Source organism: Mesorhizobium sp. USDA 3734 (genome assembly GCF_056279665.1).
The window spans coordinates 4430870-4456665 of record NZ_JBWCCW010000001.1 but is presented as its reverse complement, the minus strand read 5'-3'; the positions used below and the strand labels follow the sequence as shown (position 1 = coordinate 4456665).

The following is a 25796-nucleotide window of genomic DNA, read 5'->3' as shown; positions in this document are numbered from 1 at the left end:
TTATGGTTATGGGCTGCGGTAGGTCTCGGATTAGTCTCCCATCGAGGGCCCGGTCGGGTCGCCGACATACCCGGTGAAGCGGCTGTAGAGGCGCGACACCTCATTCATGCGCTGCTCCACCTCGGGGCCAAGCTCGATGAACACGCCGTTGACGAGCAGGTTTGTCAGGCTCGCCATCTGGGCGGTCGATTCCCAGAACAGATTGAATTCCGTCGGCACCACGAACATCTCGTCGACCAGTTCGCGACCCCAGTCGCAGAAGGCGTCGGTGATCAGGGTGGTCGGTATGCCGAGCCCTCGCGCCTCCTGCGCAAGCAGGCGCGCCATGCGCGAGTAGCGCTTGGCCTCGAAGAGGACGAGGCAGGACTGCTTGCTGTCGGAGGCCAGAAGTTCGCTGAAATTGCCGCCGGCCAGATCGAGAAGATGGACGCGGTCGCGCAGATACTGCAGCTGATTGACGAAGGTCTGTGCCACACCGCGCTCGGTCTGGAAACCGGAGACGAAGATGGCGGGTGTCGTGGCAAGGCGCTTGACGACACGCTTCCATTCCGGCGTGTGGGCAAGCTCATAGACGGCAACCAGGCCTGCTATTTCGAGCTGCAGCCCGCGTGCCAGCTGGTCCTCTCCGGCAAGCGTTCGGCGCTGCAAATCGCGTAGCCGGTCGCTGATCAGCCACGGCCGGTCGCCCAGATCCTGTTTGAGATGATCCTTCAGATCCTTGAAGCTGGTGTAGCCGATGGAGCGACAGAACCGTCCGACGGTCGGTTCGCTGACCTCCACCTTGCTCGCGATGCTGCCGGCGGTCTCAAAGGCGAGACTGTTCAGCTGGGCGAGCATGAAACTCGCAATCGCCTTGTCTGCCTTGGACGCGCTGCCCAAGCAATCCGACAGCCTTTGGCGAACCGAACCGATCATGCGCAATTCTCCTCCGCCGGCTACAAAGTTATAAATATTACATGGTGTCAATAGATTTTTGTTTTCTTGCATTTTTATGGGAACTGCACTCTTGTGCGCCGGCGGCGACAGAGCGCCGGATCGAACCGCCTGAAAAAAGCGGATAGCGGAGGATCGTCCGTCCGGCGTGCCACGGCACCTGGATAGAGACGCAAGCCAAAGGCCGGGCCGTCATGGACTACGACTATCTTGTCATCGGCGCGGGCATCTCGGGCTCAGCCGCGGCCTATGAACTCGCAGCCCTGGGGACAGTCGCGCTCATCGAGGCCGAAGCGACGCCCGGCTACCACAGTACCGGAAGGTCGGCCGCGCTCTTCACGCCCAACTATGGCGTCGCCACGGTTCGACGCATCAACAAGACAAGCCAGGCTTTCTTCCTGAACCCGCCAGCCGAATTCTGTGACAGGCCGCTTTTGACCCAACGCGGCATGTTGACGGTGGCCGCTCCCGGCGAGGAAGACCTGCTGGCGCCGATCCTCGATCTGTCGACGGAGGGATACGAAATCCGGAAACTGGATGCGGCTGGCACTCTCTCCTTGGCACCGTTGCTTCGCCGCGAACGCGTCGCGGCGTCGGCCTTTGAGAGCGGCGTCATGGACATCGATGTCGCCTCCCTCCACCAGGGCTTCCTGCGCGGCATCAGGCGCCGCGGCGGGCTTGTCCTTTGCGGCAAGCGCATCACGAAACTGGATCGCCGCGACGGCCTCTGGAAGGCTTCAGCCGGAGATTTCTCGGTGAAAGGGCGAATTGTCGTCAACGCGGCAGGTGCCTGGGCTGGAGAGATCGGCGACATGGCCGGCGCTGGCCCGATCGGGCTGGTGGCGAAGCGGCGCACCGCAATCATCGTCGACGGACCTCCAAGGCTGGACATCGCCAAAATGCCTGCCGTCGACTACGTCGCCGCCGATGCCTACATCAAGCCGGACGCCGGCAGGATCATGGCATCACCGGGCGACCAGACGCCGATTGAACCGCAAGATGTCCAGCCTGACGAATGGGACGTGGCAGTGCTGGTCGATTGGCTGCAGCGCGAGACGCTGGCGACCGTCAGCCATATCGCAAAGAGCTGGGCGGGTCTGCGCTCCTTCGTCGCCGACCAGGCGCCCGTGCTGGGCTATGACGCCGCGACGCCCGACTTCTTCTGGCTCGCAGGCCAGGGCGGTTATGGAATCATGATGGCCCCGGCCCTTGGCCGTGCCGCAGCCGACCTGATTGTTTCGGGATGCCTGCCTGCCGACCTGCTCGCGAATGGACTATCCGAAAGGGATCTTTCGCCGGCGCGTTTGGCCCAGCCGTAGTCGGTTTCCTGGTTCGGGTCCGATCCGGCGATTCAAGGGTTCGGCGGCACATCGATCTTCTCACGGGGTGGACAGACAAAGGAGCATTTCTGGCGGGTTCATATACAAAATCATATTTACATATAAAACAAATCATGGTGATCTTGCCGTCGTGCAATGGCGGCTAAGGTAATCGGTTCCGGCGTCCGTCGCCGAGCCTGAATGCCGGCAGGTTGGTGCACAAAGTGAAATCAACATGATGTCGCGGTCAAGCCAGCCGTGCATTGGTCGGATCCGGGGAGTGCGGCATGCCCTTTGATGTCATCGTTGTCGGAGCCGGCGCAGCCGGGGCTGTTCTTGCCGCCCGGCTAACCGAAGATGCGGCCACGACCGTGCTTTTGCTGGAAGCGGGGCCGGACTACCGGAGCGGCGAGCAACCTGCCGAGATGGCGAGTCCAAATCCCTTCAACCTGCTGCTTCCCGATCATTTTCAGCAACAGTACATGTATCCCGACCTGATGGCTCGCCGCACGAAGCGGCAGGAGCATCGGGTCTACTGGCGCGGCAAGGGGCTTGGCGGTTCGACTTCCGTCAATGGGCAGATTGCCATTCGCGGCGTGCTCCATGCCTTCGACCGCTGGGAGGAAATCGGATGCAAGGGCTGGTCGGGAGCCGACGTGCTGCCCTTCTTCTGCCGCCTCGAGGATGACCCGATCGCGGCCAATTTTCACGGCAGCGATGGCCCGATTCCAATCTACCGCGCGCCCGTCGAAAGCTGGGGGAATGTCGACAAGGCCATGCGCCAAAGCGCGATGACTCTCGGCCATCCCTGGCATGATGATCTCAATGCTCCGGACGCCGAAGGGGCTTGCACCTATCCGATCAACAGTCGAGACAGTAAGCGCGTGTCGGTCAATGACGGCTATCTGGAAGCTGCCCGCGACCGGCCGAACCTCACCATCATCGGACAGGCGACGGTGGACAAGGTCCTTTTCGATGGCAAGACGGCGATCGGCGTTTTGGCCATCGTGGCCGGTCAGGTTCGCAAATTCGAGGCGCCGCTGGTCATCCTCTCGGCCGGCGCCATCCACTCTCCGGTCATCCTGCAGCGCTCGGGCATCGGCCCGGCGGCTCTCTTGAACCGGAAGGACATCGAGGTGCTTGCCGACCTGCCGGTTGGCGAAAGTTTCTTCGACCATCCTTATTGCCGTATCGAACTGAAGCTGAAGCCTGAATTCAAGGCGACCGATGTCGATGCGCGGCATACCAACTGCTGTGTAAGGATGAGTTCGGGCGTGCCAGGTGCCGAGCGCGACGACATTCTCTACGTCGCCATGAACCATGGCGGTATCGGCGTGGAATCCGACAGCGCCCAGTTCGGCGAGGCCATGGTCAATCTGATCCTGATGGAAGCCAAGAGCCGCGGCACCGTGCAACTGCGCTCCGCCAATCCCTTCGACCAGCCGATCGTGGAAGAGAACATGCTGGACGATCCAATGGATCTTCAACGCATGCGTATCGCCTATCGCCACCTTGGCGAGATTGCCCGGCAGGCGCCGATCCAGGCGATCGCCGAGCGCGTCCTGCTGGGGGATTCCGATCTGCCTTTGTCGTGGCTCGAAACGGCAAGCGACGAGGAGGTCGATAATTTCCTGCTGGCGCAGGCTTCCGACGCACAGCATGGGATCGGCGGCTGTTGCATGGGACGGCCCGGCGAGGCCGTGGTCGATCCGGAATGCCGGGTCTACGGTTTTGAAGGGCTGCGGGTTATCGATGCGTCGATCATGCCGCTCGATTGCCAGGCAAACACCAACCTCACCTCGATCATGATTGGCGAGAAAATGGCCGACAGGCTGCGCCGGTCCATCTGATAGCTCGCCGCCGGACGGCATACGGTCGCGAGGCAGGCCCGCGCATAAGGCGCGGGCCTTGGATGTCAGCGGGTGATATCCACGGTGATCGTCTTCAGGTCGCACATTTCCATCAGCGTGTGCCGCCCCCCGGTACGACCGAGGCCGCTCTGCGTCCCGGCGGCGCCGCCGGCAGGGATGTGCGGCTCCCAATAGCAGCTCATCTCGTTGATGTTGACGATGCCTACCTTCAGGCTTTCAGCAAAGGCAAACGCGTTCTTGATGGTGCTGGTGAAGACCGCGGCCGACAGGCCGTAGGGGCTGGACGCCGCAAGTTCCATCGCCTCCTCGTCGGTCTCGAAGGTCAGCACGGGTGCAATCGGCCCGAAGGATTCCTCGACATTGAGCAGGCTTTCCCGGGTCAGTCCTGTGACGATCGAGGGCTCGAAATAGAGATTGGTTGCAAAACCTGATGCCACATTGCCGCCGGTGACGATATCGGCGCCGCGTGCACGGGCGTCCGCGATGTGGCTGAGCACCTTGTCGACGGCCACCGCATTGTTGATCGGACCCATCGTGGTCGCGGGATCGAAAGGGTCGCCCATTTTTACCTTCGAAGCCGCTTTCACGAGACCTTCGATGAAACGGTCATGGATGGATTTATGCACCAGCACGCGTTCGGTGGCCGTGCAGATCTGTCCGGCATTGGCAAAGCAGCCGGCTCCCACCTGGGCAGCGGCCATGTCGATATCGGCATCGGCCAGGACGATGGTTGGACCGTTGCCGCCCATTTCGAGCAGAAGCGGTTTGCCGGCGCCACGCCGGGCGATCGTCGCGCCGGTGGCGGAACTGCCGGTGAAGCCGATGGCATGGGTGCCCGGATGAACGACCGCCTCGTCGCCCACCTCCGCACCATCACCCAGAACGAGATTGATGACACCATCCGGCAGGCCCGCCTCGATGAAGCATTCGACAAGCACCGTCGCAATCAGCGACGTCGTCGGCGCCGGCACCCAGACGACGGTGTTGCCTGTTGCGACGGCCGGTCCGAGATAATACAGGCAGGGCAGGGCGAGCGGGAAATTCCACGGCGTGATGATGGCAAAGACGCCCTTCGGCTGCAGGAAGCTGAAGGCGCGCTTGTTGGCATCGGCAAGCGGAAACGCCGCCGTCTCCAGCCACTTCATCTGCTCTGCCGCATTGCGGAAACCGAGAGCTGCTGCCGAGGCTTCGGCCTTTGCCTCGCTGTGGAAGGGCTTACCCTGTTCCAGGCAGAGCAGGCGCGCAAGCTCCTCGGCGCGCCTGTCGATCGCGTCGGCGATGCGCATGCATAGCTGAGCGCGCGCGAAGGTTCCCATCTTGCGCATGGCCTCGCGTGCGCCCTCGGCTGCTTTCACCGCGCGACCGACATCGGCGCGGGTGGAAAGTGAGAGATAGCCGAGATGCTCGCCCGTCGAAGGACTGTCGATTTTCAGGAATTTGCCGGAGCTGCCGGCAATCCACTCGCCGCCGATGCGGTTGATGCCGATGCGGGCGGCTGCCTCCGGCTCCGAGACGATCGCCATGCCGCGCAGGTTGGGACCTTCGAGAGAAGATTTGAAATGGACTGTCATCATGCGTTCCTTTGGCCGAATTCGGATTGGATGTTCAAAATGGCGGCGCGGCTGCGCTCCACGGCTGCGATGAAAAGTCTGCTGCCGGCCGCCGCGCTCGCCTCCGATGGCGTGCCGATGACGCCGTTGTCGCGGATGGCTTCGAAGCGACGCCAGACGGTGACGGCAGGCGCGGCGTAAAGGTGAGGATCCGGCCAGGATGGCGGGGTGCCGCCTTGCGGGATGAGATCGCGGCGAACGCTGTCGCCAAGCACATGCATCATCAAGGATGTTTCAAGCGCGCAAGCGTGACCGGTGCCCGTGGCGATGTCGGGCAGAGCTTGCGCCGCCACGTCGGCGATGAGATCGAAATACGAGAACCCCGCCGTGACGATGCCGCGCTGGCCAAGGGTGGTGATCGCCACCTGGATGGCGGCGCGGTTTCCGCCATGGCCGTTCAGCATGACCGGCAAATAGCCGTCTTCGGCAAGGCAGCTGCAGAGATCGACGAGGACGGCGATGAAGGTCTGCGGACTGAGGCTCATCGTGCCGGAGAAGGAGCGATGATGCTCGGACGAGCCATAGGCGAAAGGTTCGGCAACGCGGATGGAGGCCTGTCCTTCCGCCGCGGCGAGAGCAACCGCTTCCGCGAGCCAGCAATCGACGCCGAGCGGCAGATGCGGGCCATGTTGCTCGACGGCGCCGAGCGGCAGGATGACGACGGGTTTGTGCGCGCCGGCGGCGGCGTATTGCTTTGTTTCCGGAGACGTCATCAGGGCGAAGCTGGACGTCGGCGGCATCTGAAATGCGGAAACTGTGTTTGTCATCGTGCGGCCTCGACAAGCCGGGCCTTGGCGTAGGTCATGCCGGAATCGGCGAGCAGCGCGACCATGATGATTGCACCTTTGTACAGTTCGAGGCTGGAAGGATCCGTGCCGAAGACGCGAAGCGCCGTCGTCAGCAGGCTGACGATCAAGGCGCCGACGACCGCGCCCCACACAGTTCCCCTGCCGCCGAAGATACTGGTGCCGCCAAGCACGGCAGCGGCGATCGCGTCCAGAAGCAGCGAGGTACCGCCGATGTTGGGCGTCACGACCGGTACCCGGCTGATCATGATCACAGCCGTCAGGAAGACGAAGATGCTGGAGGCGCAATAGACGAGGATCGTGTGTTTCCTTACCGGGATGCCGGCAAGCTCCGCGGCTCCGGCATCCGACCCGAGCGCATAGGTACGCAGCCCGAAACGGCTGTGCCGCATCAGGACGGCTGCTACGGCGATGATCAGGAGTGTTGCGAAGATGACGTTGGGAATGCCGAAGCTGCGCTCGATGCCGACGGCGCGGAGCGTAGGATCCTTCAGCATCAGGACGCCTTTGGAGGCAACGGCAAGCGTTGCGCCCTGCAGCGCGACCATTGTGGCCAGCGTCGTCACGAAGGGCGGTATTTTCAACAGTGCAATAACGGCGCCGTTTGCGAGGCCGATCACGACCATCACGGCAAGGCCGACAAGAAGGGCAAGCGGCAGGCCGGCGCCGCCGTCGATCAGGCTGGCGATGAAGACGGCACAGAAGGCGACGCCGACGCCGGCGGACAGATCGATGCCCGCCGTCAGCAGAACGATCAGGGCGCCAAGCGCCAGGATGGCGATCGGGGTCGCCTGTGCGACGATGTTGATGAGGCTGGCAGTCGAAACGATGCGGGCGTCGATGAGCGCGAAGATCGCCAGCAGGATGACCAGCAGGATCAACGGTGAGAGATTGAGAAAGCGCCTGCACCAGATGTTCTGTTGGCGGGTCATGACGGTTCTCTCATCAGATGTGCCAGTCTTCGACCGGTTCGCGCAGGCCTGACTTGACGCTGCGCAGGATTGCATCGTTGACGGCAACGGCGCGCAGGGCATCGCCGACCGGCATCACGAAGGGGGTGTCGTCGCGAACCGCCGAAATGAAATGGTGGACCTCCTCGAAGAGATCCCCGGTGATACGGCCATTGACGGTCGGCCAGTGTAGGGCGTCGGGTTGCGACCACTGTCCCCGCGACAGGATGCGCAGACCGTGGTCGCGCACGTCGAGGTCGATCATGCCCTCGGTGCCGATAATTTCCGTGCGTGCCCAGATGCCGGTCGGAACGGTCGGTGGCAGCGTCCAGCCGAAGTAGAGCTGTCCGCTCATTCCGTTCGACAGCTCGACGGTGGAGAAGATCGCATCTTCCGATTGAACCCCGAGCGAAGGCATGAGCTTGGCGACCGGGCGGGAGTAGACGGCGATGATGTCCGAACCCGAGATCCACTGCAGCGCATCCACGTCGTGTACGCCGAGGTAGAAGCAGACGCTCGAATTTCCATTCATGCGAAGACCGACTTCGCGATTGGTAAAACGGCCGCTGCTGCCGTGGATCGGCTCGCCGATCCGCCCGGATTTTACCGCTGCCGCGGCTTCGCAATAGCGCGGGTCGAACCGCAGGATGTGGCCGACCAACAGGCGCGCGCCGCCTCTTTCAGCTGCTTTGGCGATCGCCTTGGCGGCCGAAAGTTTGTGGGCCATCGGCTTTTCGAGCAGCACCGGCTTTCCGGCATCGAGCAGCGTGCGGCAGACGTCTTCATGCAGCGTGTCGGGTGCCGCCACGATATAGGCGTCGGCGGCATTCGCGGCCATCGCGGTGGCGGCATCGCGGAAGTGCCGGGCACCGAAATCGGATGCGGCCTTGCTTCCCGTGGCAGCATTCGGATCAACGAATGCCGACAGTTTCGCGATAGGGCTGGCGGCAACCACCTGCGCATGCAGGAGGCCCATGTAACCGGCACCGACGATGGCGATCTTCAGCTTGTTCAACGGTTCCCCCTATAGGTGCGGTACAAGGCTGAGCACTGGCCGGGGCGTGCTGGCTGGTACCGTGATTTTGCTGTCACCGAAGGCCAGCGTCATCACGTCTTCTTCCGTCGCCCCACGCGCCAGCGTGCCGACAGAGTGGCCTTCGCGCATGACGACGATACGGTCGGCAACGCCGAGAACTTCGGGCAACTCGCTCGACACCATGAGGATTGCCGCGCCCTCGGCCTTCAATTTTGCGATCAGGTGATGGAGTTCGGACTTTGCCCCGACATCGACGCCGCGCGTCGGCTCGTCGAGCAGGATGATCTTCGGTCTGGTGGCAAGCCATTTGCCGATGACGACCTTCTGCTGATTGCCGCCCGAAAGCTCGATGGTCATCTTGTCGGGCTGGGCCGGCCGCACCCCAAGGGAACCGATGAGATCGCGCGCGAGAGCCAGGATGCGGCGAGGTCTCAGCAGGCCGAAGTAACTGTTGTCGCGAATCCAGGCGAGAGACAGGTTGTCCCTGATCGACATCGTGCCGACGAAGCCTTCCAGATGCCGGTCTTCCGGTATGTAGACGATGCCAGCGCGATTGGCGGCCTTGGTATCGCCGCCAGTCTGCTGCCCGCCGAAAATTCTGATCGTGCCGCTGTGCATGGTTTCGAGGCCGGCAATCAGCCTGAGCACCTCGGAGCGGCCGCTGCCCATCAGTCCGGCGAGCGCGACGATTTCGCCCCTGCACACGCTGAGCGTGGCCGACCTCAAGAGCTTGCCGTTGGAGATGTTGCTGATTTCGATAGCGGTTTCGCCAACTTGCGCTTCGAGATAGGGGAAGATGTCGCCGACATCGCGCCCCACCATCATCGAGACGATCTCGGCCTCGTTGGTCTGGCGGGTCTGGCGCTCGCCGATGAAGCGCCCGTCGCGCAGAACGACCACACGGTCGCACTGGCTGAAGATCTCTTCCATCTTGTGGGAGATATAGAGGATGCCGGCGCCGCGGGCTCTCAGTCTGGCGATCAGGTCGTAGAGCTGGTCGCGTTCGCGGTTGGAGAGCGCGCTGGTCGGCTCGTCCATGATGAAGAACCAGGCATCGGACAGAACGGCACGGGCAATTTCCACCATCTGCTGGCGCCCGACGGAAAGCGTTCGCAGCTCCGCGGCAATGTCGATATCGAGTGACAGCTCGTCCATGATGGCTTTCGCATCGCGCCGCATCCGGGCCCGGTCGAGAAATCCCAGGCGGGTGTGCGGTTCGCGGCCGATGAAAAGATTCTCCGCCACCGTCAGGTCCGGCGAAAGGCTGAAATGCTGATGGATGACGCTGATGCCCTTGGCGTCGCTGGGGGAGTGGAACTGGACGGCGTTGCCGTCGATGACGATCTCTCCCTCGTCCGGGTGATGCAGGCCGGAGATGCATTTCACCAGCGTTGATTTCCCGGCCCCGTTCTCGCCGGCAAGTCCCACCACCTCGCCAGCCGAGATGGCAAAGCTGACACCGTCGAGTGCCTTGACGCCCGGAAAAGACTTGCCGACGCCGCGCAAGGCGATGCTGTGTTTGCCGACCGGTGTTGCGGCGCTGTTGCGGGGCGAGGGGATGGACTTGCGGCCACTGGTCTTGAACAGGGCGGCGACACTCTGCGGCTGGCTGGTGAGAACAGCCACCAGAATGAGGCTCGCGGTCACGAAATAGATCAGGATTTGCGGCACCTGCAAGAAGGACAGGCCGGTGTTGATGACGCCCAGCAGCAGCGCACCGATCGCCGTTCCCCAGATGGAGCCCCGGCCGCCGGACAGTTTCGTGCCGCCGATGATCGCGGCTGTAATGGCTGTAAATTCAAGCCCGGTGCCGGCAAGCGGCTGTGCCGAACCGAGGCGGCCGATGGTGAGGATCGCGCCGAGCCCGGCTGTCGCGCCGGCAATCAGGTAGACGGAGATGCGCACGCGGTCGACGGGAACCAGAGAGGCCCGCGCTGCTCCCGCATTGCCTCCGATCGCATAGATCCAACGCCCATACACGGTGCGATTGAGCACGAACCACCAGAGGCCCAGGCAGATGGCGGCGATGATGACGGAGACCGGCAGGAGGCCGATTGTCTCGCGTCCCGCGAAAAGCAGGATCGGATCGGCGACCGCGATGCTGGATGCGCCGGAGAGACTGAGCGCCAGGCCGCGCGCAAACGCCATGGTGGCGAGCGTCGCGATGAAGGGGGAGATCCCGGCAAAGCCGATCAGCGCTCCATTGAGCAGACCTATCGCGGCACCGCCACCGATCGCGGCGAGAAGGCTCAAGCTCGCCGAGCCGGTTGCCGTGTAGGCAAGACCCGCGGCGATGCCGGAACAGGCGAGGTTGCTGCCAACGGAAATATCGATGCCGCGCGCGATGATCACGGCCGTCATGGCAAAAGAGATGAGGGCGATGACCGCACTCTGCTGCGCGATGCTGACAAGATTGCCGGTCGACAGAAAGCGCGGATCGATCCAGCCGAAGACGGCGATGGCGACCAGCAGCACCGCTATGAGAACCGGTTCGTTGCGCCGCAGAAACGGAGAGGTCCAGGACTGGAACATGGGTCGGTCCTCTTATCGAGCATCATGCGCGGTCACCGCGGAAGCGGCGACGGCGATCGTCAGGAAAAGGGGACGCCGGATGATACGTCATCCGGCGCTTGAGCCGCTTTAGGCTGTTACTTTGCCAAGGTCATGGCGGTCGCCGGAACCTTGGGACCGAGTTGCTCGGTATAGTTCTTTGCTTCCACCGCCTCTTTGTCGGTGTTGATGTAGTCGAAGGTGAGGCCATCCGCCTTGAGCTTCGCCGCCGTGGCATCCGAGGTCACGAAATAGGTCGGCATGAAGAGATCCTGCGGCAACTTTTCGCCGTTGGCCAGGCGAGCGGCAACGGCGATGTTCCAATAGCCGACACGATAGGCGCCGGTCAGCACGTCCATCACCATCTTGCCGTCGTCGATAAGCGGCTTCATCTCGGCGTCGCCGTCATAGCCGCCGTAGAGCAGCTGGGTTCCCATGGAACTGGCAACGGAATCGGCTGCCAGGCAAAGGCTGTCGGAGATGCAGCCGATGGCCTTCAGATCTGGATAGGTGGTGAGCCAGGTCTGGGCAGCATTCGTTGCCTTGGCTGCGTCCCAGCCGGTCGGCTCGATGCCTACGACCTTGATGTCCGGAAACTCCTTTTTCAGGGTTTCGACGAAGCCCTTTTCACGCGTGTCGGACACGAAGTTGCCACGCGAACCGACGAGCAGGGCGACTTCGCCCTTGCCGCCAAGCGACTTGCCGAGCGCGCGGGCAACCATCGACATGTTGTCGTAGTCCGGATAGAGCGTCGAGTAGTTCGAGCCGGCCTCGACCTTGTTGCCCATGGTGATCACCGGAATGCCGGCAGCAGTGGCTTTCTGGATGACCGGAATGACCGCATTCTTGTCGATCGGATCGATCAGGATCGCGCTGACGCCCTGATTGATGAAATTCTCGATGATGCTGACCTGTTTTTCCAGGCTGCCCTCGGCGCTCTGCCAGGTGGATTTCACCCCATAGTCAGCGGCTGCCACGTCGCCCGCTTCTTTCATGCGGACGAAGAAGGAATTCTGCAGGTCGATTGCCGCAAGCCCCAGAACCTTTTCCGCGGCAAGCGAGGGCGTTGCGATGGCGAGTGCGAGCAGAGCAATGGATGCTTTCAAGGAAATGCGCATGTTTCAGTTCTCCTCTTGTTGCGACAGGGCGATTCTTCGCCTCTTTTTCATGTCCCGCACGACGACCGTCCCAGCGACAGGCATTCCGGCGGTATTCCGCGGCACTCGTGCCGTATCCATGTCAGGCCCGTGTCCTCCGTGGACCGGCCTTTCTCAACCTCAGCCGTTCAGGCCTTCGACGCCGGCACCGCAGACAAGCCCCGCGATGCGGGCGCCGCGCGGCGGCTTGAAGGCTCCGCTCATCAACGCGGCCAGCGATGCCGCGCCGCTGAGGTCGGCGGCGATGCCGAATTCGAACCAGAGCAATTCAGCGGCCTTCTGCATGTCCGCATCCTCGACAAGGACGATGTCGTCGACGTGCTTGGCGACGATCTCGTAGATGCTTTCGTCCGTGCGGCCGCAGGCCATGGTCGCCACCTTCGTCGTTATCTCGGGCAAGCGAACGACACGGCCGGCAGCCAGGGAGGCGTGAAGGGTTGGTGAACCGGTCGGCTCGACACCAATGATCCTGGCGTCGGGTTTGGCGTGCTTCAGGACTTCGGACATGCCGCTGATGAGGCCGCCACCGCCGATCGCGACGATGTAGATGTCCGCATCGGGAATCTGGTCGACCATCTCCAGCGCCACGGTTCCCTGACCGGACACGATCTGCGCATCGGCGAAGGGATGCATGTAGAAGGCGCCGCGTGCCTTTGCCTCGGCCAATGCCGCCTCATGCGCGTCATCCCAGACCTTGCCTTCGAAGCGAACGTCAGCACCCCATTTGCGCAGCTTTTCCGCCTTCAACTGGCTTGCATTGCTCGGCAGGAAGATGATGGCGGGAACGCCGGCCTGGGCAGCCACATAGGCGGTGGCCAGGCCATGATTGCCGCCGGATGCGGCGACCAGTCCGTTTTCGATCCGGCTCGGCTCGAGCGTTTTCACCCGGTTCGTGGCGCCCCGGATCTTGAAGGAGCCGCTCACCTGGAGGCATTCGAGTTTCAAATAGACATCATTTTGAAGATTTGCGCCCGTGGCATGGTCGAGCTTGACGACCGGGGTGCGCCGTATGAAGGGGGCAATGCGCCGGGCAGCCGCCATGATGTCCTCATGGCCCATCGGTCAGTGCCTCCGGATATTCGTTGGCAAGCACGAAGCAGCAATTCCCCGGACGCACGCGGCCGGGCTGACGCTTGGCGAAAACGATGCCGTCGATGGGGTGAAGGAGATCGATGGGCGCGCGCGACGGCGTGTGGAGGAAGTGAATACGTCCGGCAAGGTCGCCCTTGCGGACGGCACTGCCGAGCGGGCTCAAGGGCTCGAAGACACCGTCCTCCTCGGAAAGCAGATAGCCTTCGCTTCCGGGCACCTTGAGCACGCGTGCGTTGGCACCAGGGGCAATGTCAGGCGCGCCTTTCAGGACGCCTGCGTGTTTCAGCACATTGCGGATGCCCCTGCGGCAGATGGCCAGCGCATCCTGACTGACAAGGCCGCCGCCGGCCATCTCACTGCCGATGACGATCAGCCCTTGTTGGTTGGCGGACGCGGTCGAGGTCCGGGTCTCACCGAGATTGTCGACCATGACAACGGTCGGCGCCCCGAAGGCGAGCGTCGCCTTGATGTTCTTGCGATGCCCCTGCGCGGTCGGGGAGGGCTCGATGATCGCGCTCGGCAGGATCATCAGGGACGAACCGCCGGAATGGAGATCCAGGAAGTAGTCGGCCTTCGGAAACAGGATGTCATGCACATAGGCCGCGATCTGACTTGTCAGCGTGCCGTTGAAATCGCCTGGAAACCTGCGGTTGAAATTCAACCCGTCGACCGGGGAGGTGCGGGTGCCGGCCTCGACAGCGCGAATGTTGATGGCCGGGATCGCGATGATGCGTCCGGCAATATCCCGTGGATCGATCTCGCGCAGAAGCTCGCCGAGCGCGATCGGACCCTCATATTCATCGCCGTGGTTGCCACCCTCGATCAGGACCGTCGGACCGTCGCCGTTCTTGATGACGGCGAGCGGAACGCGGACCGTGCCCCAGGCATCGTCGTGCGGCGATTGAGGCACATGAAAGAAACCGATCTGCTTGCCCTCGCGATCGAAGTCGACCGACGTGTAAACACTGTTGTTCCGGGGGGCGATGGTCGCGCGCGCAGTGTTTGCAGGTCTCGGTACGGTCATCGGTTCGGCCTCGAAATTCATCATCCCGAGCATCATGTCAGTTTTATATATGGTGTCAAGTTTGGATATAAAACCAATGGCAATTCCGATTTCTTGTCTTTATCGTGCGTGGACCACCGGGGATTCTTCGAATGGCAGATGACGCAAAAGAGAGTAGCAAACCGACCTATTCGGCCCCGGCGCTGACCAAGGGCCTCGATGTCCTGGAACTGCTGGCGGAGGCGCGGGCGCCCCTGACGATGAAAGAGATCGCGGAAGGCCTCGGCCGTTCGAAGAACGAGATTTTCCGGATGCTGATCGCGCTGCAGGAGCGTCAATATATCGAGCGCAACGCCGAGACCGACGCCTATTCATTGACCGACAAGCTTTTCAAGCTGGGGCTGCACACGCCGAGTGCCCAGGATCTCATGTCCGCCGCCATGCCCGAGCTGACGCAGATTGCCGGGGACTCAAATCAGTCGCCGCACCTTGTCGTCTTCAATCACGGCTTGACCGTCGTGACCGCGGCCGTCCCCGGCGGCGAGGACATGGCGTTCACGCTGCGCCTCGGATACGGCCGCCTGGCCACCGATGCGACCTCCGGCCATGTGATTCTTGCCTTCCAGCCGCCAAAGGTCGCGGCGCGGATGATCGATGAATGTGCGGCGCATTCCCCGGTGCCGCTGGATCGTGACGCGCTGGAAAAGCAGCTTCGTATCATCCGCGCGGACGGCTACTGGATGCGCGAGAGCCGTGATTTCGTCGGGATCACCGATATCTGCTGTCCGGTCATCGGACCGGACGGCAGCGCCGTCGCCTCCATTATCGTCGCCTATATCAATCGCCATACGCGTGAAAGCCGGCATGCCTATACTCTGGAGGTCCTGCGCGCTGCCTGCGATCGCATCTCCATGAAGCTGTCACCGCGGGTTCGCTGAGGGATCGTGAGGTGCTGAGGGCGCGGATGAAGCCCGGTCAGCGGGCCGTTTGCGCTGGTTAGATAATACCAGTATAGGTCCAGTCAGGAATGTTTTGATCCTGGGTGCTTCTCGCGCGGGAGGAAGGGCAATGACAACCGTGAGCCTGATCGGGCTTGTCAGTCGGGAAATGGAAGCGACAGCGTCCGATGTGCCGCTTTACAGACGGTTGAAATCGGCGATCGAGGCAGCGATCCGTTCCAATGCATTGAAGGCCGGCGCGGTTCTGCCGGGCGAGCGGGTTCTGGCGGAAGCCCTGTCGATCTCGCGTGTCACTGTGAGAAAAGCTCTGGCGTTGCTCGAAGAGGAAGGGCAGCTCAATCGTCGACATGGTTCCAAAACCGAGATCGGGTCGCGGGTCGAAAAATCGCTTTCGACGCTGACGAGCTTTTCGGAAGATATCCTAGCGCGTGGCCTGAAGCCTGGATGTCTATGGCTTTCCAAGCAGATAAGCCGCCCATCCCCAGCCGAAATGATGGCCCTGGGTATTGCGGGCAATACCAATGTGGTTCGCATGCGTCGTGTGCGGACAGCCGATGGCGCGCCAATCGCCGTCGAGGTCTCGGCCGTGCCGGTTCGCTTCCTTCCTTCGCCCGAGATGGTTCAGGATTCCCTCTATGAAGCGCTTGATGCACGCGGCTTCCTGCCTCAGAGGGCAATCCAGCGCATGCGCTCGCGCGGCGCGTCGCTGGAGGATGCAAAACACCTTCATTGCGAGGCGGGCGCACCGCTGCTTATGACCGAGCGCCGCTGCTTTCTCGCCGACGGACAGATCGTGGAATACTGCGAAACACGCTACAAGGGCGACGTCTACGATTTCGTCTTCGAGCTGCAAAGGTAATACCAGTTATGAACTGGTTGTAATCTGGTATTTTCCATTTATCGTGATGGCGACAGGGGAGTGCCTGACGTGCAGCGAGAAGATATCGCCAACAGTCTCATCGTGTCCTGCCAGCCGGTTCCCGGCGGCCCGATGGACAGTGCGCAATTCGTGACGGGCTTTGCCAAGGCCGCTCTTGAAGCGGGAGCCAAGGCCCTGCGTATCGAATCCGTGCCCTATGTCGCAGCCGCCCGCCTGGCCGTCCGCGCGCCGATCATCGGTATCGTCAAGCGCGATCTCTCTGACAGCCCCGTGCGCATCACACCCTATCTGGCCGATGTCGAGGCCTTGGCCGAGGCGGGCGCCGATATCATCGCTTTCGATGCGACGGACCGTGTCCGTCCCGTTCCGGTCGAAGCGCTTGTGAAAGCCGTCAAGGCCCGGAACAAGCTGACCATGGCCGATTGCTCTTGCCTTGACGATGCGCGCCGGGCCCTTGCCGCGGGTGTCGATTTCGTCGGCACGACGCTGTCCGGCTATGTCGGCGGGCCGGAGCCGGAGGATCCGGATATCGCCCTCATCGCTCAAATGCGAACCTTGACCCCGTACGTCATCGCCGAAGGGCGTATCCGGTCGCCGGAGCAGGCGGCTGCCGCCGCGCGCGCCGGCGCCTGTGCCGTGGTTGTCGGCTCGGCGATCACCCGTACCGAGCATGTCACCTCATGGTTCCACCAGGCGATTTCCGACGCCTATGCGGCGAGAGGCGCGCAAACCGCACTTGGCCCAACCGTCCTGGGCCCAACCGTCCTGGGCATCGACATCGGGGGAACCAAGACCATGGCCGCGCTGGTCAGCGGCGGCAAGGTGATCGAGGACATGATCGTGCCGACCGCGCGAGAGGCTGGGCCCGATGCCTGGCTTGCATCCCTGGCGCAAAGCGTGTCGGCCTGGTCGGGCCGCTTCAGTCGTATCGGCGTTGCGGTGACCGGACTGGTGCAGGACGGACGCTGGTCGGCATTGAATCCGGCAACCCTCGGCATTCCCGACGGCTACCCGCTGGTCGAAAGGGCATCCGCTGTTTTCGGCAAGCCGGTCTGTGCGTTCAACGATGCCCAGGCAGCCGCCTGGGGCGAATACAAATTCGGCGCCGGGCAAGGTCGTGACATCGTCTTTCTGACCATCTCGACCGGAATTGGCGGCGGCATCGTTTGCAACGGCCGATTGCTGTCCGGGCTTGCCGGTCACTTCGGTCTGATCCGTGGCCTGTCTGAAGACCGGGCCCCGCTCGAAGACAGCACCTCCGGCCGTTGGATCGCTTCGCAAGCCTTCAAGGCCGGCTTCAAGGCCGATGCCGTCGATGTGTTCCGGCGTGCGCTGAAGGGCGAGGCCTGGGCCGACGCCATCGTCTCGCGGAGCGCCTCGCGGGTCGCGACCTTGTGCCGGGACATTCAGATGATGTTCGATCCGAAATCGATCGTCATCGGCGGCAGTATCGGTCTTGCCGAGGGTTATCTCGACCGGGTGCGCGCGCATCTGGGCGACGTTCCACTGCGCCTTTCCTCCGATCTCGTTGCGGCAAAGCTCGCAGGCCATGCCGGCGTCATCGGCGTGGCCGACCTTGCCGAATGGGCAAGGTAACGGCGCCGCGCAGTCATGCCATGCAAAAATCATCAAAAAAGAAGGGAACGATCATGAAACTGAACAGGACGTCTTTTGCGCTTATGGCCACCCTCCTTGCGGGGACGGCTTTGCCGACCTTTGCCAACGCAACGGTGACCGTGCTCGGCTGGCCCGGCGGCTCCGAGGAAACCGCACTGCGGGCAACCGTGGAAACCTATAACAAGCAGGCAAGCGATGCCGACAAGGTGGAGTTGCTGTTCTTCAACCGCGAAGGCTTTTACGACAAGCTGCAGGCCGACATGGCGGCCGGATCCAGTGCCTTCGACGTGAATCTCGTCGCCACCTACTCGCTCGGTCGCTACGCGCCTTACATGGAACCGGTCGATCTTGGCGCGGACGCGGCCAAGGTTTTCGGCGAATCCGTTCTCAAGACGATGCAGTTCGACGGCAAGCAATATGGCGTGTCGACCGACCTTTCGCTGCACTTCATGTACTATCGCAAGGATCTCATAGACGCCCTGATGAAGGATGACGCTGCCAAGAAGACTTATGGTGAAATCGCCCAGAAATATCTCGGCAAGCCGCTGCAGCCCAAGGATCCGGACAGCTGGACCTGGGACGACTGGGCAGCCACCGCCCTCTACTTCACCAAGCAGGTGAACCCCGACAGCCCGGTGCGCTACGGCACGGTCCTGCAGATGAAGAACCTGCTGTTCAACATGATGGTCTTCCAGTCGCTGCCGCGCTCCTATGGCGGCGACTGGATGGACAAGGACGGCAACGTCACGGTGGATTCCAATGCCTACAAGACGGGCCTCGAACTCTACAAGAAGCTCTATGATGCCGGCTCATCGCCCAAGGATTCGCTGAGCTACGAATACGCGGAAACCAACGCGGCCTTCGCATCCGGTCAGGCCGCGACAGCGCTGCAGTGGAATGCCGCGGCGGCGGATCTGACCAGCACTGAAAAATCCCCGGCCGTCGCCGAGGTGACCGGGATCGTCGCGCCGCCGGCAGGTCCCGACGGACGCGCCGATCATATCCACGGCCTTGGCTTGGGCCTCAACAAGAACGCCAAGAACAAGGAAGGCGCCGTCAAGTTCCTGAAGTGGCTTGCCACCGAGGATGCGGCCCTGCTCTATGCGCGCAGCGGCGGTTCGCCGGCATTGTCTCCCGACGTCGTCGCCAAGGTTGCGAAGGAACGTCCCGACCTCGTCAAGCTCGGCGAATTCGCCAGCAAGTACGGCTATGTCATGACCGGGGCGACGTCCGCGAGTGCGCTCCCGGTCTATGAGCTGCAGGCAAAGGAGTTCACCGGCTACTGGTCCGGCCAGCAGAGCCTTGAGGATGCGCTCGCCCACACCAAGGCGGGCATGCAGGACCTTCTCAAGAAATGAACCATTTGCCGGACGCCGGGTCGAGGCTCGGTGTCCGGCGCGTTTGGCGGATCGACATGGCCCTTGTGACACGTGCCGAAGGCAGGATGTATCTGACGCCGCTGGTCGGCTTCCTGCTTCTGTTCCTCGGCTTTCCGGCGATCGTCAATCTGATCTATTCCGTTTCGACCGTCACATTCGAGACGCTGCGCAGTCCGGTGTTGAGTGGTTTCAGCAACTATGTCGCGGTGTTGAACGACCGCGAATTCTGGAGCTCGGCCTGGTTCTCTCTGCGCTTCGGTATTCTTACCGCATCAGCGGAATGTCTGATCGGTCTTTTCCTTGCCATCTTCCTGGCGCCGCTTCTGGGCAAGCGACCAGTCCTGATGGCGCCGTTGATGCTGCCGCTGATGGTCGCGCCGGCCATGGTCGGTCTCATGTACCGGCTGGTGCTGCATGAATTCGCAGGTCCCGTCCCCTACTATCTCTTCGAATGGTTCGGCGACAGCCCGGCCTTCCTCGACATGAACAATGCTTTCCGCACCCTTGTCGTCGTGGAAACGCTGCAATGGACGCCTTTCGCCTTCCTGCTCTTCTACATGGCCTATTCGGCCATACCGCTCGACCTGCGCGAAGCCTCCTCGCTCGACGGCGCATCACCGCTTGAGATCGTCCGCTGGATCGACCTGCCATTGATGAAGCCGACGCTGGTCATCGCGTTTTTCATCCGTTTCATCGACGGTTTCCGGGTGTTCGACAATGTCTACGCGCTGACCGGCAGTGGCGCTGGCGGCTCGACAACCTCCTTGTCGATCTACATCTACCAGGCCTTCTTCAAGGAAGGGGCTATCGGCAAGGCGGTCGCCGCTTCGGTTGTCCTGTTTCTGGCGTCGTTCATCGTTCTCCACGGCCTTAACCGGCTTGCCGGCCGCAGGAAGGGTTGACGATGGTGAAGGCACTGCGCTGGATCGTTTTCGCCATCGCCGTGCTGGCGATGAATTTCCCCATTGTCGTGACGTTGATCACATCGCTCAAAAGCCAGCGCGAGCTTTCGACGAACCCGGGTTTGTGGATCAGCCAGCCGACGCTCGACAACTATCTGGAGGTCCTGACGCAGACCAGCCGCTTCAACATCTATGCCTATCTGCTCAACAGCACCGTGGCAGCGTTGATCGGAACCGGCCTTGCGATCGTGCTCGCGTTCCCGGCCGCCTATGCGATCGCGCGCAGCGAATCGGGAAAGCGCTTGGTCCTGCCGATCGTCATCAACCTTCGCGCCGTGCCGCTGATCATCTTCGCGATCCCGCTTTACATGATGTACCAGTGGCTGGGTCTGCTCGATACGCGGATCGGGCTCGGGCTCATCCTGACGATCGTCAACGCGCCGCTTGCACTCGTCATCCTGGTGAACGCGATTTCCGATGTGCCGGCCGAACTCGACGAGGCGGCGAAAGTCGATGGCGCAAGTTCCTTGCAGGTGATGATGATGATCGTCCGGCCGGTGATCCGCCCGGCGCTCGTCACGACCTTCATCTTCGGCTTCATCACCGCCTGGAACGAATTCCTCTTCGGCCTCATGCTGACAACCAGTCGTGCCGTCCCGATGACGGTCGGCGCGTCCTTCTTTTTCGCTGCGAGCGGCGGTGGCGTACAATGGGGAACCGCTTCCGCGGTCATGATGCTGGGCGCCTTGCCGCCGGCATTGCTGGGTCTTGTGATGTATCGGCAGATATCGGGATCCATGACCGCTGGAGCGGTCAAAGGCTAATTCGGTGACAGGTTGTGATGTGGAGATCCCGTGGAGTATGCGATGCGACCGCCGTGCGGCTGGCGGAAGGGCTGCTGATCGTCACCAATCTCTTGGACCGCGGCCCGAGGGAAGCTGAATCGAACGGGAGGTTTGATTGACCTACGACTTCTGCGTGATCGGCGGCGGCATCGTCGGACTTGCGACGGCCAGGGAATTGCTGGCGCTTCGCCCGCGGGCCAGCCTGCTTCTGCTCGAGAAGGAGGATACGGTCGGCAAGCATCAGACGGGGCACAACAGCGGCGTCATCCACGCCGGCATCTACTATGTGCCGGGCAGTCTCAAAGCGCGGCTTTGCATCGAGGGGGCACGCGCGACCAAGGAGTTCTGCGACGAGCATGCGATCCGCTACGACACCTGCGGCAAGCTGATCGTCGCGACCAACGCGCTTGAGATGACCCGCGCCGACGCGCTCCATGAGCGGGCAATTTCGAACGGACTCAATTTGCGGCGGGTGGGAGAATCCGAGCTAAGGGAACTGGAGCCGCAAATTGCCGGCATCGGCGCCTTGCTCAGCCCGGAGACGGCGATCGTCGACTACCGGGACATCTGCCGGAAAATGCTGTCGCTTCTGCAGGCCGCCGGCGCGACCATCCATTTCGGCGAAACGGTGACCCGGATCAAGGAGACCGGCTCTGTCGTCGAGATCGGCTCCAAGGGCGTGAGCTGGCAGGCGCGACAACTCGTCTGCTGCGCCGGGCTCCAGTCCGATCGGCTGGCGCGCATGGCAGGCGCGGATATTTCCTACCGGATCGTGCCGTTTCGGGGCGAATATTTCCGCCTGCCGCCAAGGCTCAACCGGATTGTCAGCCATCTCATCTATCCGGTGCCGGACCCCGACCTGCCGTTCCTCGGAATCCATCTCACGCGCATGATCGATGGATCGGTGACGCTCGGTCCCAATGCGGTGCTCGGCCTGTCCCGGGAGGGCTATCCGAAATTCTCCATCAACGCCCGCGACGCGGCCGACATGATAGGTTTTCCGGGATTCTGGAAGCTTGTGATGCGGCATCGGCGCCATGCGGCGCACGAGCTCGCCAATTCGCTTTCGAAGCGTGGCTATCTGGAAGAGTGCAGGAAATACTGTCCGACGCTTGAACTCGCGGACCTGACGCCTTACCCGGCCGGCATCCGTGCCCAAGCGGTTACGGCATCTGGCGAGGCCGTGCACGATTTCCTGTTCACGCAGACGCCGCGCACCCTGCACGTTGGAAACGCTCCGTCACCGGCGGCGACTTCGGCCATTCCCATTGGTCGGATGATTGCGTCCAAGTGTATCCAACACATGCGCTAAGGCTCGACAGTTGGAAGTCGTCCTGCTCTGTCGCACTACCGGTCCAATCGGGACGCACTTTCGTCTTGCACTCCGCCGAGCGAAAAGTGACGGTGGTTAGCATCAGCACTTTTCCGGCTTCGGGGCGTTCCAAATTGTAATGGCCAGACGCCGGGACGCCAGGTCAATTCGAGTGCGTCCGACGCCAGCAAAGTGAGCGTTGGCTGTCGCGCCGCCGGTCGACCACCAGGGTTGCCGCGATCCCAACCGATGGCGTAGACACCCACCCGTGGTTGGCGTTTGAAATTGGCGGAGAAAAAGCACATGTCAGAACAGATGAAGGTTATCTCCGCTGCCAAGTCGCATGGCGGCGTGCAGGGCGTCTATTCCCATGCTTCGGAGGCCTGCGCCTGCGACATGAATTTTGCCGTTTTCGTGCCGCCGCAGGCCCGTGAAACGCCTTGTCCCGTGGTGTGGTACCTCTCCGGCCTCACCTGCACCCATGCCAATGTGGTGGACAAGGGCGAGTACAGGCGGATGGCCTCGGAGCTTGGCCTGGTCGTCGTCTGTCCCGACACCAGTCCGCGCGGCACCGATATTCCTGACGAGAAGGACAATTGGCAGTTTGGCAGTGGCGCCGGCTTCTACGTCGATGCGACGCAGGAGCCTTACGCGAAGAACTATCGCATGTACTCTTACATCACCAAGGAACTGCCGGCCCTGATCGCGCAGGAGTTTCCGACCGACATGAGGCGTCAGGCGATCTTTGGCCATTCGATGGGTGGCCATGGGGCGCTGACGATTGCGCTGAAAAACCCGGAACGCTTCAAAAGCTGTTCGGCGTTTGCGCCGATCGTGCAGCCGGCCACCGCCGGCTGGTCGAGGCCGGCCTTCGAAAAATATCTCGGCAAGGACGAGGCCTCATGGCGGAGCTACGACGCCACCTCACTCATCGAGGATGGACACCGTTTTCCGGGGTTTCTCATCGATCAGGGAACGTCGGACGGATTTCTGAATGATGGGCTGAGGCCCTGGCTTCTGGAAGCGGCCTGCGCCAAGGCCGGCATTCCGCTGACACTGCGAATGCAGGACGGTTACGACCACTCGTATTTCTTCATTTCCAGTTTCATGGACGACCATCTGAGATGGCACGCCAAAAGATTGTCTGATGCAACAGCCGGCGCATAGCGCCGGTCGCGCCGCGCTGCTCATTCGCCCCCGTTGCCCGAAGATGGACAATCTCGTTGGTTCAGTTCGTCTTCAGCTTGCCGACGCGGTTTTCGGCGATCCAGCGGGCGGCGAGCACCAATGCGCCCATGCTGAAATCCTTGCCGTGCCTGGCCACCATCTCTTCCGACAGTTTGGCCAACCGTTCGAAGAATTCGTCCTTGCTCTCGTCCTCTGCGGTGAGTTCGGTCTGCATTCTATCCTCCTGTTTCATCCGGACTGTGTCCGTTATTTGAACATCTGAGCTGGAAAGGTGACGATCGCGGCAGTGCCGTCGACGGCGCCCACCGCCAGATGCCGTCCGTCGCCGGACCAGGCAAGCGCGGTGACCGCGCTGCCCAAAGGCCTGACGAGGAGTTCGTCGCGGGCGCCGATCTGGGCGATGGTGATCCGGCCGTTGGCGTAACCCGCCGCAATGAGTTTCTTCTGCGGATGCGCCGCCACCGTTTCGACCAGCACCAGCCCGGCACGACCCGTCTCCAGCGCGCCGGAGGTTTCGCCGCCAACCGGCGGCGCGGTCATCGACCAGCCGGCAATCCGAAAGGCGCCCGGGGCAAACAACACATTCGCCGGCTCGCTCCAGCACACGGTCCGCACCGGCGATGGAAATCCCGTGACGATGTCAGCGCGGCCGTCGGCCATGCTGACCAGGGCAAGGCCTCCGGTTTCGAGCCCGCAGGCCAGCCAGGTGCCGTCGCCGCTCCAGCGGATCGACACCGGGCGCGCTGGAAAAGAGACATCGCGTATCAAGACGGCGTCGTCTTCGACAGACCAGATCGATAGTCCCTCATCCAAGCCGCAGGCGAGGCGACGCCCGCCAGGTGAGAAGGCAAGGGCGTCCATGGATGATGTCACGGTCTGTTTCAGTTGCACTGCCCCGCCTTGGCCGCGTGACAGGAAGACATCATGCCCGTTGCTTATGGCTGTCATGTCCGTCCTGGCGCTGTGGTCGATGGCGACGATCGGTCCGTCGATCCGGACCAAGGGATCCGCTGCTTCACCGTCGGCGGCCAGATGCAGCACTTCACCGCCGGCGGTGCCGACCAGAAAGCCGGAATGCGCATAGGCGGCGAGCGGGACATCGCCATCTCCGAATGCCGCCGTTGCGATCAGCGGAACGGGTGGCTTTTCCCTTGGGCGGATCGTCGTCTGCCCGAGATCGTTGCTCACCCTGATACGCGTTTCAGGCGGCTCGTGATCCGCGACCGTGGCAATGGCGATGGTTCCATCCACACAGGTGAAGGCAACAGCCGAACCGTCGGTGCTGAAGCGCAGATCGGCGATTGCCGACGGGCGACGCCAGCTCCGCGCCAGAAGGTCGAACAAGGTCAGGTTCTGCATTGTCTGCTGATTCATGCCGTCTCTCCCGTCAGTCCTTGTTGGCCGTCGCCGCAAGCCGGCGATCAACGTCCTCGACATCGCCTTCCGCAGCTATGATGCGGTCCTCGCACGCCGTGCATGCCTGCAGAACCGCCGCTGCACTCTGCTCTGCCTCATGCAAGTCCCGCACCAGTTGCTCGCTGGCGCCGCTTCTGCCGATTTCCAGCTCCAGGCGCAGCACATCCATCTCGATGCCGGCGCGCTTCTGATTGAGCCGCAGCGCCTCGGCGGTGAGCGCGGAGACGCTGGCGACCAGGTCGAGCCGGCGGGCGAGCAGCGCGTCACGCCTGGCGATATCGGATCCTCCTGTCATTTTTTGCTCCCCCAAGGCCCGGGTGGTTTTTCGAAGGCCGACAGCAATTTTGGCAACGTGCCGGCCTGCGACTGGAACTGTTTTTCGGCCGTCTCGATGTGGCTCTTGAGCTGATCCCAGATGTCGACGCGGATCATCGATGTCGTGTCGCCGGTGAGGCGCTCGATCTCGTCGACGCGGAACTGGCGCGTCAGCGAAACGCCGGAAAACACGAAGTCCCGCAACAGGATCGCGTGGTTTTCGATGAACAGATGGATCATCGGATGCGTTTCCGTGGTGACGCCGCCGGCGGCAAGCTCGGCCCGGATGAAGTCCTGGAAGTGGCTTTGCAGGCGATGTTGGCTCTCGCCCATGAAGCGCATGACAAAGACCAGATCGCGGGGCATCAGCCTGACAAGATCGCCGGTGACACCGTCGGCCTGGCTGGACATTGGCTCGGGCGGTCCCCGACTGTCTCTATCGCTCGGCATTGTCTCTCTCCAGCGGGAGGCCCGCCCATGGGCGGGCCTTCAAATAGTAGAGAAAGACGTAGAATTGAATAGATGATATTTGTTTTCGTGTTTGCTGCGAATGCTAACTAAACATATTGCAGTTGCGAATAGACGATAAATATTACAAGCGCACGTTACGACTGTAAAAGAACGTTACAGTTGGCCGTATGCTCATGTGTTGCAAG

23 protein-coding genes are annotated in these 25796 nt (G+C 62.2%); 10 read left to right on the top strand and 13 right to left on the bottom strand.

Translation table 11 applies throughout. The features are described 5' to 3' along the window. Nucleotides 1-30 precede the first annotated feature (30 nt). Nucleotides 31-915 (bottom strand): MurR/RpiR family transcriptional regulator, encoded by an 885-nt coding sequence (locus tag ACZ89F_RS21680; RefSeq protein WP_109661539.1) that lies wholly within the window; start codon nt 913-915, stop codon nt 31-33. Between the two features lie 212 nt (nt 916-1127). Here ACZ89F_RS21680 and ACZ89F_RS21675 point away from each other — a divergent pair, with 212 nt between their 5' ends. Both ACZ89F_RS21675 and ACZ89F_RS21670 read left to right on the top strand, forming a co-directional pair. Continuing rightward, a complete protein-coding gene (locus ACZ89F_RS21675; protein WP_476094058.1) occupies nt 1128-2252 on the top strand; it encodes an NAD(P)/FAD-dependent oxidoreductase in 1125 nt (374 codons plus the stop codon). 287 nt (nt 2253-2539) lie between these two features. Next, a complete protein-coding gene (locus ACZ89F_RS21670; protein WP_476094056.1) occupies nt 2540-4102 on the top strand; it encodes a GMC family oxidoreductase in 1563 nt (520 codons plus the stop codon). Between the two features lie 65 nt (nt 4103-4167). Here the strand turns inward: ACZ89F_RS21670 and ACZ89F_RS21665 are convergent, their stop codons facing one another. From ACZ89F_RS21665 to ACZ89F_RS21630, 8 genes are all read right to left on the bottom strand, one after another. Next, entirely contained in the window at nt 4168-5694 is a 1527-nt protein-coding gene (locus ACZ89F_RS21665) for an aldehyde dehydrogenase family protein (protein ID WP_476094055.1), read from the bottom strand. Then, the gene (locus ACZ89F_RS21660) at nt 5694-6500 is read right to left on the bottom strand and encodes a creatininase family protein (RefSeq protein ID WP_476094053.1); all 807 of its coding nucleotides are present in this window, start codon (nt 6498-6500) and stop codon (nt 5694-5696) included. The genes ACZ89F_RS21665 and ACZ89F_RS21660 overlap by 1 nt, the downstream gene beginning before the upstream one ends. After that, nucleotides 6497-7471 carry an ABC transporter permease gene (locus ACZ89F_RS21655; RefSeq protein ID WP_476094052.1) on the bottom strand — a complete coding sequence of 325 codons (975 nt, stop codon included), beginning with the start codon at nt 7469-7471 and terminating at the stop codon, nt 6497-6499. The genes ACZ89F_RS21660 and ACZ89F_RS21655 overlap by 4 nt, the downstream gene beginning before the upstream one ends. Before the next feature lie 13 nt (nt 7472-7484). Then, on the bottom strand, nt 7485-8504 hold the full coding sequence (locus tag ACZ89F_RS21650) for a Gfo/Idh/MocA family protein (RefSeq protein WP_476094050.1): 1020 nt from the start codon (nt 8502-8504) through the stop codon (nt 7485-7487). A 9-nt stretch (nt 8505-8513) separates the two neighbouring features. Beyond that, on the bottom strand, nt 8514-11057 hold the full coding sequence (locus tag ACZ89F_RS21645; protein WP_476094048.1) for an ATP-binding cassette domain-containing protein: 2544 nt from the start codon (nt 11055-11057) through the stop codon (nt 8514-8516). A 116-nt stretch (nt 11058-11173) separates the two neighbouring features. Beyond that, nucleotides 11174-12193, bottom strand: coding sequence for a sugar ABC transporter substrate-binding protein (locus ACZ89F_RS21640; RefSeq protein WP_476094047.1), 1020 nt, complete (start codon nt 12191-12193; stop codon nt 11174-11176). 159 nt (nt 12194-12352) lie between these two features. Then, nucleotides 12353-13291 carry a threonine ammonia-lyase gene (locus ACZ89F_RS21635; RefSeq protein ID WP_476094045.1) on the bottom strand — a complete coding sequence of 313 codons (939 nt, stop codon included), beginning with the start codon at nt 13289-13291 and terminating at the stop codon, nt 12353-12355. Next, nucleotides 13281-14372 carry a succinylglutamate desuccinylase/aspartoacylase family protein gene (locus ACZ89F_RS21630; protein WP_476094043.1) on the bottom strand — a complete coding sequence of 364 codons (1092 nt, stop codon included), beginning with the start codon at nt 14370-14372 and terminating at the stop codon, nt 13281-13283. The genes ACZ89F_RS21635 and ACZ89F_RS21630 overlap by 11 nt, the downstream gene beginning before the upstream one ends. 107 nt (nt 14373-14479) lie before the next feature. On the opposite strand from ACZ89F_RS21630, the gene ACZ89F_RS21625 reads away from it, so the two are divergent. The 8 genes from ACZ89F_RS21625 (at nt 14480) to fghA (ending at nt 23388) form a co-directional block, all read left to right on the top strand. Further along, nucleotides 14480-15265 (top strand): IclR family transcriptional regulator, encoded by a 786-nt coding sequence (locus tag ACZ89F_RS21625; RefSeq protein ID WP_476094041.1) that lies wholly within the window; start codon nt 14480-14482, stop codon nt 15263-15265. Nucleotides 15266-15395: 130 nt separating this feature from the next. Then, nucleotides 15396-16145, top strand: a complete 750-nt coding sequence (locus ACZ89F_RS21620) for a GntR family transcriptional regulator (RefSeq protein WP_476094039.1) — start codon at nt 15396-15398, stop codon at nt 16143-16145. Nucleotides 16146-16214: 69 nt separating this feature from the next. Then, nucleotides 16215-17762, top strand: coding sequence for a putative N-acetylmannosamine-6-phosphate 2-epimerase (locus ACZ89F_RS21615; RefSeq protein ID WP_476094037.1), 1548 nt, complete (start codon nt 16215-16217; stop codon nt 17760-17762). 53 nt (nt 17763-17815) lie between these two features. Beyond that, nucleotides 17816-19141, top strand: coding sequence for an extracellular solute-binding protein (locus tag ACZ89F_RS21610; protein WP_476094035.1), 1326 nt, complete (start codon nt 17816-17818; stop codon nt 19139-19141). Between the two features lie 56 nt (nt 19142-19197). Further along, nucleotides 19198-20064: a carbohydrate ABC transporter permease gene (locus tag ACZ89F_RS21605; protein ID WP_476094034.1), complete on the top strand. Its 867-nt coding sequence runs from the start codon at nt 19198-19200 to the stop codon at nt 20062-20064. A gap of 2 nt (nt 20065-20066) precedes the next feature. Then, nucleotides 20067-20888: a carbohydrate ABC transporter permease gene (locus tag ACZ89F_RS21600; protein ID WP_476094033.1), complete on the top strand. Its 822-nt coding sequence runs from the start codon at nt 20067-20069 to the stop codon at nt 20886-20888. Nucleotides 20889-21024: 136 nt separating this feature from the next. After that, the gene (gene lhgO, locus ACZ89F_RS21595; protein WP_476094031.1) at nt 21025-22221 is read left to right on the top strand and encodes an L-2-hydroxyglutarate oxidase; all 1197 of its coding nucleotides are present in this window, start codon (nt 21025-21027) and stop codon (nt 22219-22221) included. Between the two features lie 303 nt (nt 22222-22524). Continuing rightward, nucleotides 22525-23388: an S-formylglutathione hydrolase gene (gene fghA / locus ACZ89F_RS21590; protein WP_476094030.1), complete on the top strand. Its 864-nt coding sequence runs from the start codon at nt 22525-22527 to the stop codon at nt 23386-23388. Between the two features lie 61 nt (nt 23389-23449). Here fghA and ACZ89F_RS21585 read toward each other — a convergent pair whose 3' ends face one another. Genes ACZ89F_RS21585 through ACZ89F_RS21570 form a run of 4 tightly spaced genes read right to left on the bottom strand, consistent with a single transcriptional unit; the run spans nt 23450 to nt 25590 of the window. Continuing rightward, a complete protein-coding gene (locus ACZ89F_RS21585; protein ID WP_167458684.1) occupies nt 23450-23623 on the bottom strand; it encodes a hypothetical protein in 174 nt (57 codons plus the stop codon). A 32-nt stretch (nt 23624-23655) separates the two neighbouring features. Then, nucleotides 23656-24783, bottom strand: a complete 1128-nt coding sequence (locus ACZ89F_RS21580; RefSeq protein ID WP_476094028.1) for a WD40 repeat domain-containing protein — start codon at nt 24781-24783, stop codon at nt 23656-23658. 13 nt (nt 24784-24796) lie between these two features. After that, on the bottom strand, nt 24797-25120 hold the full coding sequence (locus tag ACZ89F_RS21575; RefSeq protein ID WP_476094026.1) for a hypothetical protein: 324 nt from the start codon (nt 25118-25120) through the stop codon (nt 24797-24799). Beyond that, nucleotides 25117-25590 carry a hypothetical protein gene (locus ACZ89F_RS21570; RefSeq protein WP_476094025.1) on the bottom strand — a complete coding sequence of 158 codons (474 nt, stop codon included), beginning with the start codon at nt 25588-25590 and terminating at the stop codon, nt 25117-25119. Before ACZ89F_RS21570 ends, ACZ89F_RS21575 begins: the two co-directional genes overlap by 4 nt. Nucleotides 25591-25796: the final 206 nt, after the last annotated feature.

What these genes read in the sequence shown, in the direction of transcription:
- ACZ89F_RS21660 (WP_476094053.1), bottom strand. Translation starts at nt 6,500, where the DNA reads ATGACAAACACAGTTTCCGCATTTCAGATGCCGCCGACGTCCAGCTTC.
- ACZ89F_RS21600 (WP_476094033.1), top strand. Translation starts at nt 20,067, where the DNA reads ATGGTGAAGGCACTGCGCTGGATCGTTTTCGCCATCGCCGTGCTGGCG.
- ACZ89F_RS21605 (WP_476094034.1), top strand. Translation starts at nt 19,198, where the DNA reads ATGGCCCTTGTGACACGTGCCGAAGGCAGGATGTATCTGACGCCGCTG.
- fghA (WP_476094030.1), top strand. Translation starts at nt 22,525, where the DNA reads ATGTCAGAACAGATGAAGGTTATCTCCGCTGCCAAGTCGCATGGCGGC.
- ACZ89F_RS21570 (WP_476094025.1), bottom strand. Translation starts at nt 25,590, where the DNA reads ATGCCGAGCGATAGAGACAGTCGGGGACCGCCCGAGCCAATGTCCAGC.
- ACZ89F_RS21630 (WP_476094043.1), bottom strand. Translation starts at nt 14,372, where the DNA reads ATGATGAATTTCGAGGCCGAACCGATGACCGTACCGAGACCTGCAAAC.
- ACZ89F_RS21625 (WP_476094041.1), top strand. Translation starts at nt 14,480, where the DNA reads ATGGCAGATGACGCAAAAGAGAGTAGCAAACCGACCTATTCGGCCCCG.
- ACZ89F_RS21655 (WP_476094052.1), bottom strand. Translation starts at nt 7,471, where the DNA reads ATGACCCGCCAACAGAACATCTGGTGCAGGCGCTTTCTCAATCTCTCA.
- ACZ89F_RS21635 (WP_476094045.1), bottom strand. Translation starts at nt 13,291, where the DNA reads ATGGGCCATGAGGACATCATGGCGGCTGCCCGGCGCATTGCCCCCTTC.
- ACZ89F_RS21640 (WP_476094047.1), bottom strand. Translation starts at nt 12,193, where the DNA reads ATGCGCATTTCCTTGAAAGCATCCATTGCTCTGCTCGCACTCGCCATC.
- ACZ89F_RS21620 (WP_476094039.1), top strand. Translation starts at nt 15,396, where the DNA reads ATGACAACCGTGAGCCTGATCGGGCTTGTCAGTCGGGAAATGGAAGCG.
- ACZ89F_RS21675 (WP_476094058.1), top strand. Translation starts at nt 1,128, where the DNA reads ATGGACTACGACTATCTTGTCATCGGCGCGGGCATCTCGGGCTCAGCC.
- ACZ89F_RS21680 (WP_109661539.1), bottom strand. Translation starts at nt 915, where the DNA reads ATGATCGGTTCGGTTCGCCAAAGGCTGTCGGATTGCTTGGGCAGCGCG.
- ACZ89F_RS21665 (WP_476094055.1), bottom strand. Translation starts at nt 5,694, where the DNA reads ATGACAGTCCATTTCAAATCTTCTCTCGAAGGTCCCAACCTGCGCGGC.
- ACZ89F_RS21610 (WP_476094035.1), top strand. Translation starts at nt 17,816, where the DNA reads ATGAAACTGAACAGGACGTCTTTTGCGCTTATGGCCACCCTCCTTGCG.
- ACZ89F_RS21575 (WP_476094026.1), bottom strand. Translation starts at nt 25,120, where the DNA reads ATGACAGGAGGATCCGATATCGCCAGGCGTGACGCGCTGCTCGCCCGC.
- ACZ89F_RS21585 (WP_167458684.1), bottom strand. Translation starts at nt 23,623, where the DNA reads ATGCAGACCGAACTCACCGCAGAGGACGAGAGCAAGGACGAATTCTTC.
- ACZ89F_RS21670 (WP_476094056.1), top strand. Translation starts at nt 2,540, where the DNA reads ATGCCCTTTGATGTCATCGTTGTCGGAGCCGGCGCAGCCGGGGCTGTT.
- ACZ89F_RS21580 (WP_476094028.1), bottom strand. Translation starts at nt 24,783, where the DNA reads ATGAATCAGCAGACAATGCAGAACCTGACCTTGTTCGACCTTCTGGCG.
- ACZ89F_RS21645 (WP_476094048.1), bottom strand. Translation starts at nt 11,057, where the DNA reads ATGTTCCAGTCCTGGACCTCTCCGTTTCTGCGGCGCAACGAACCGGTT.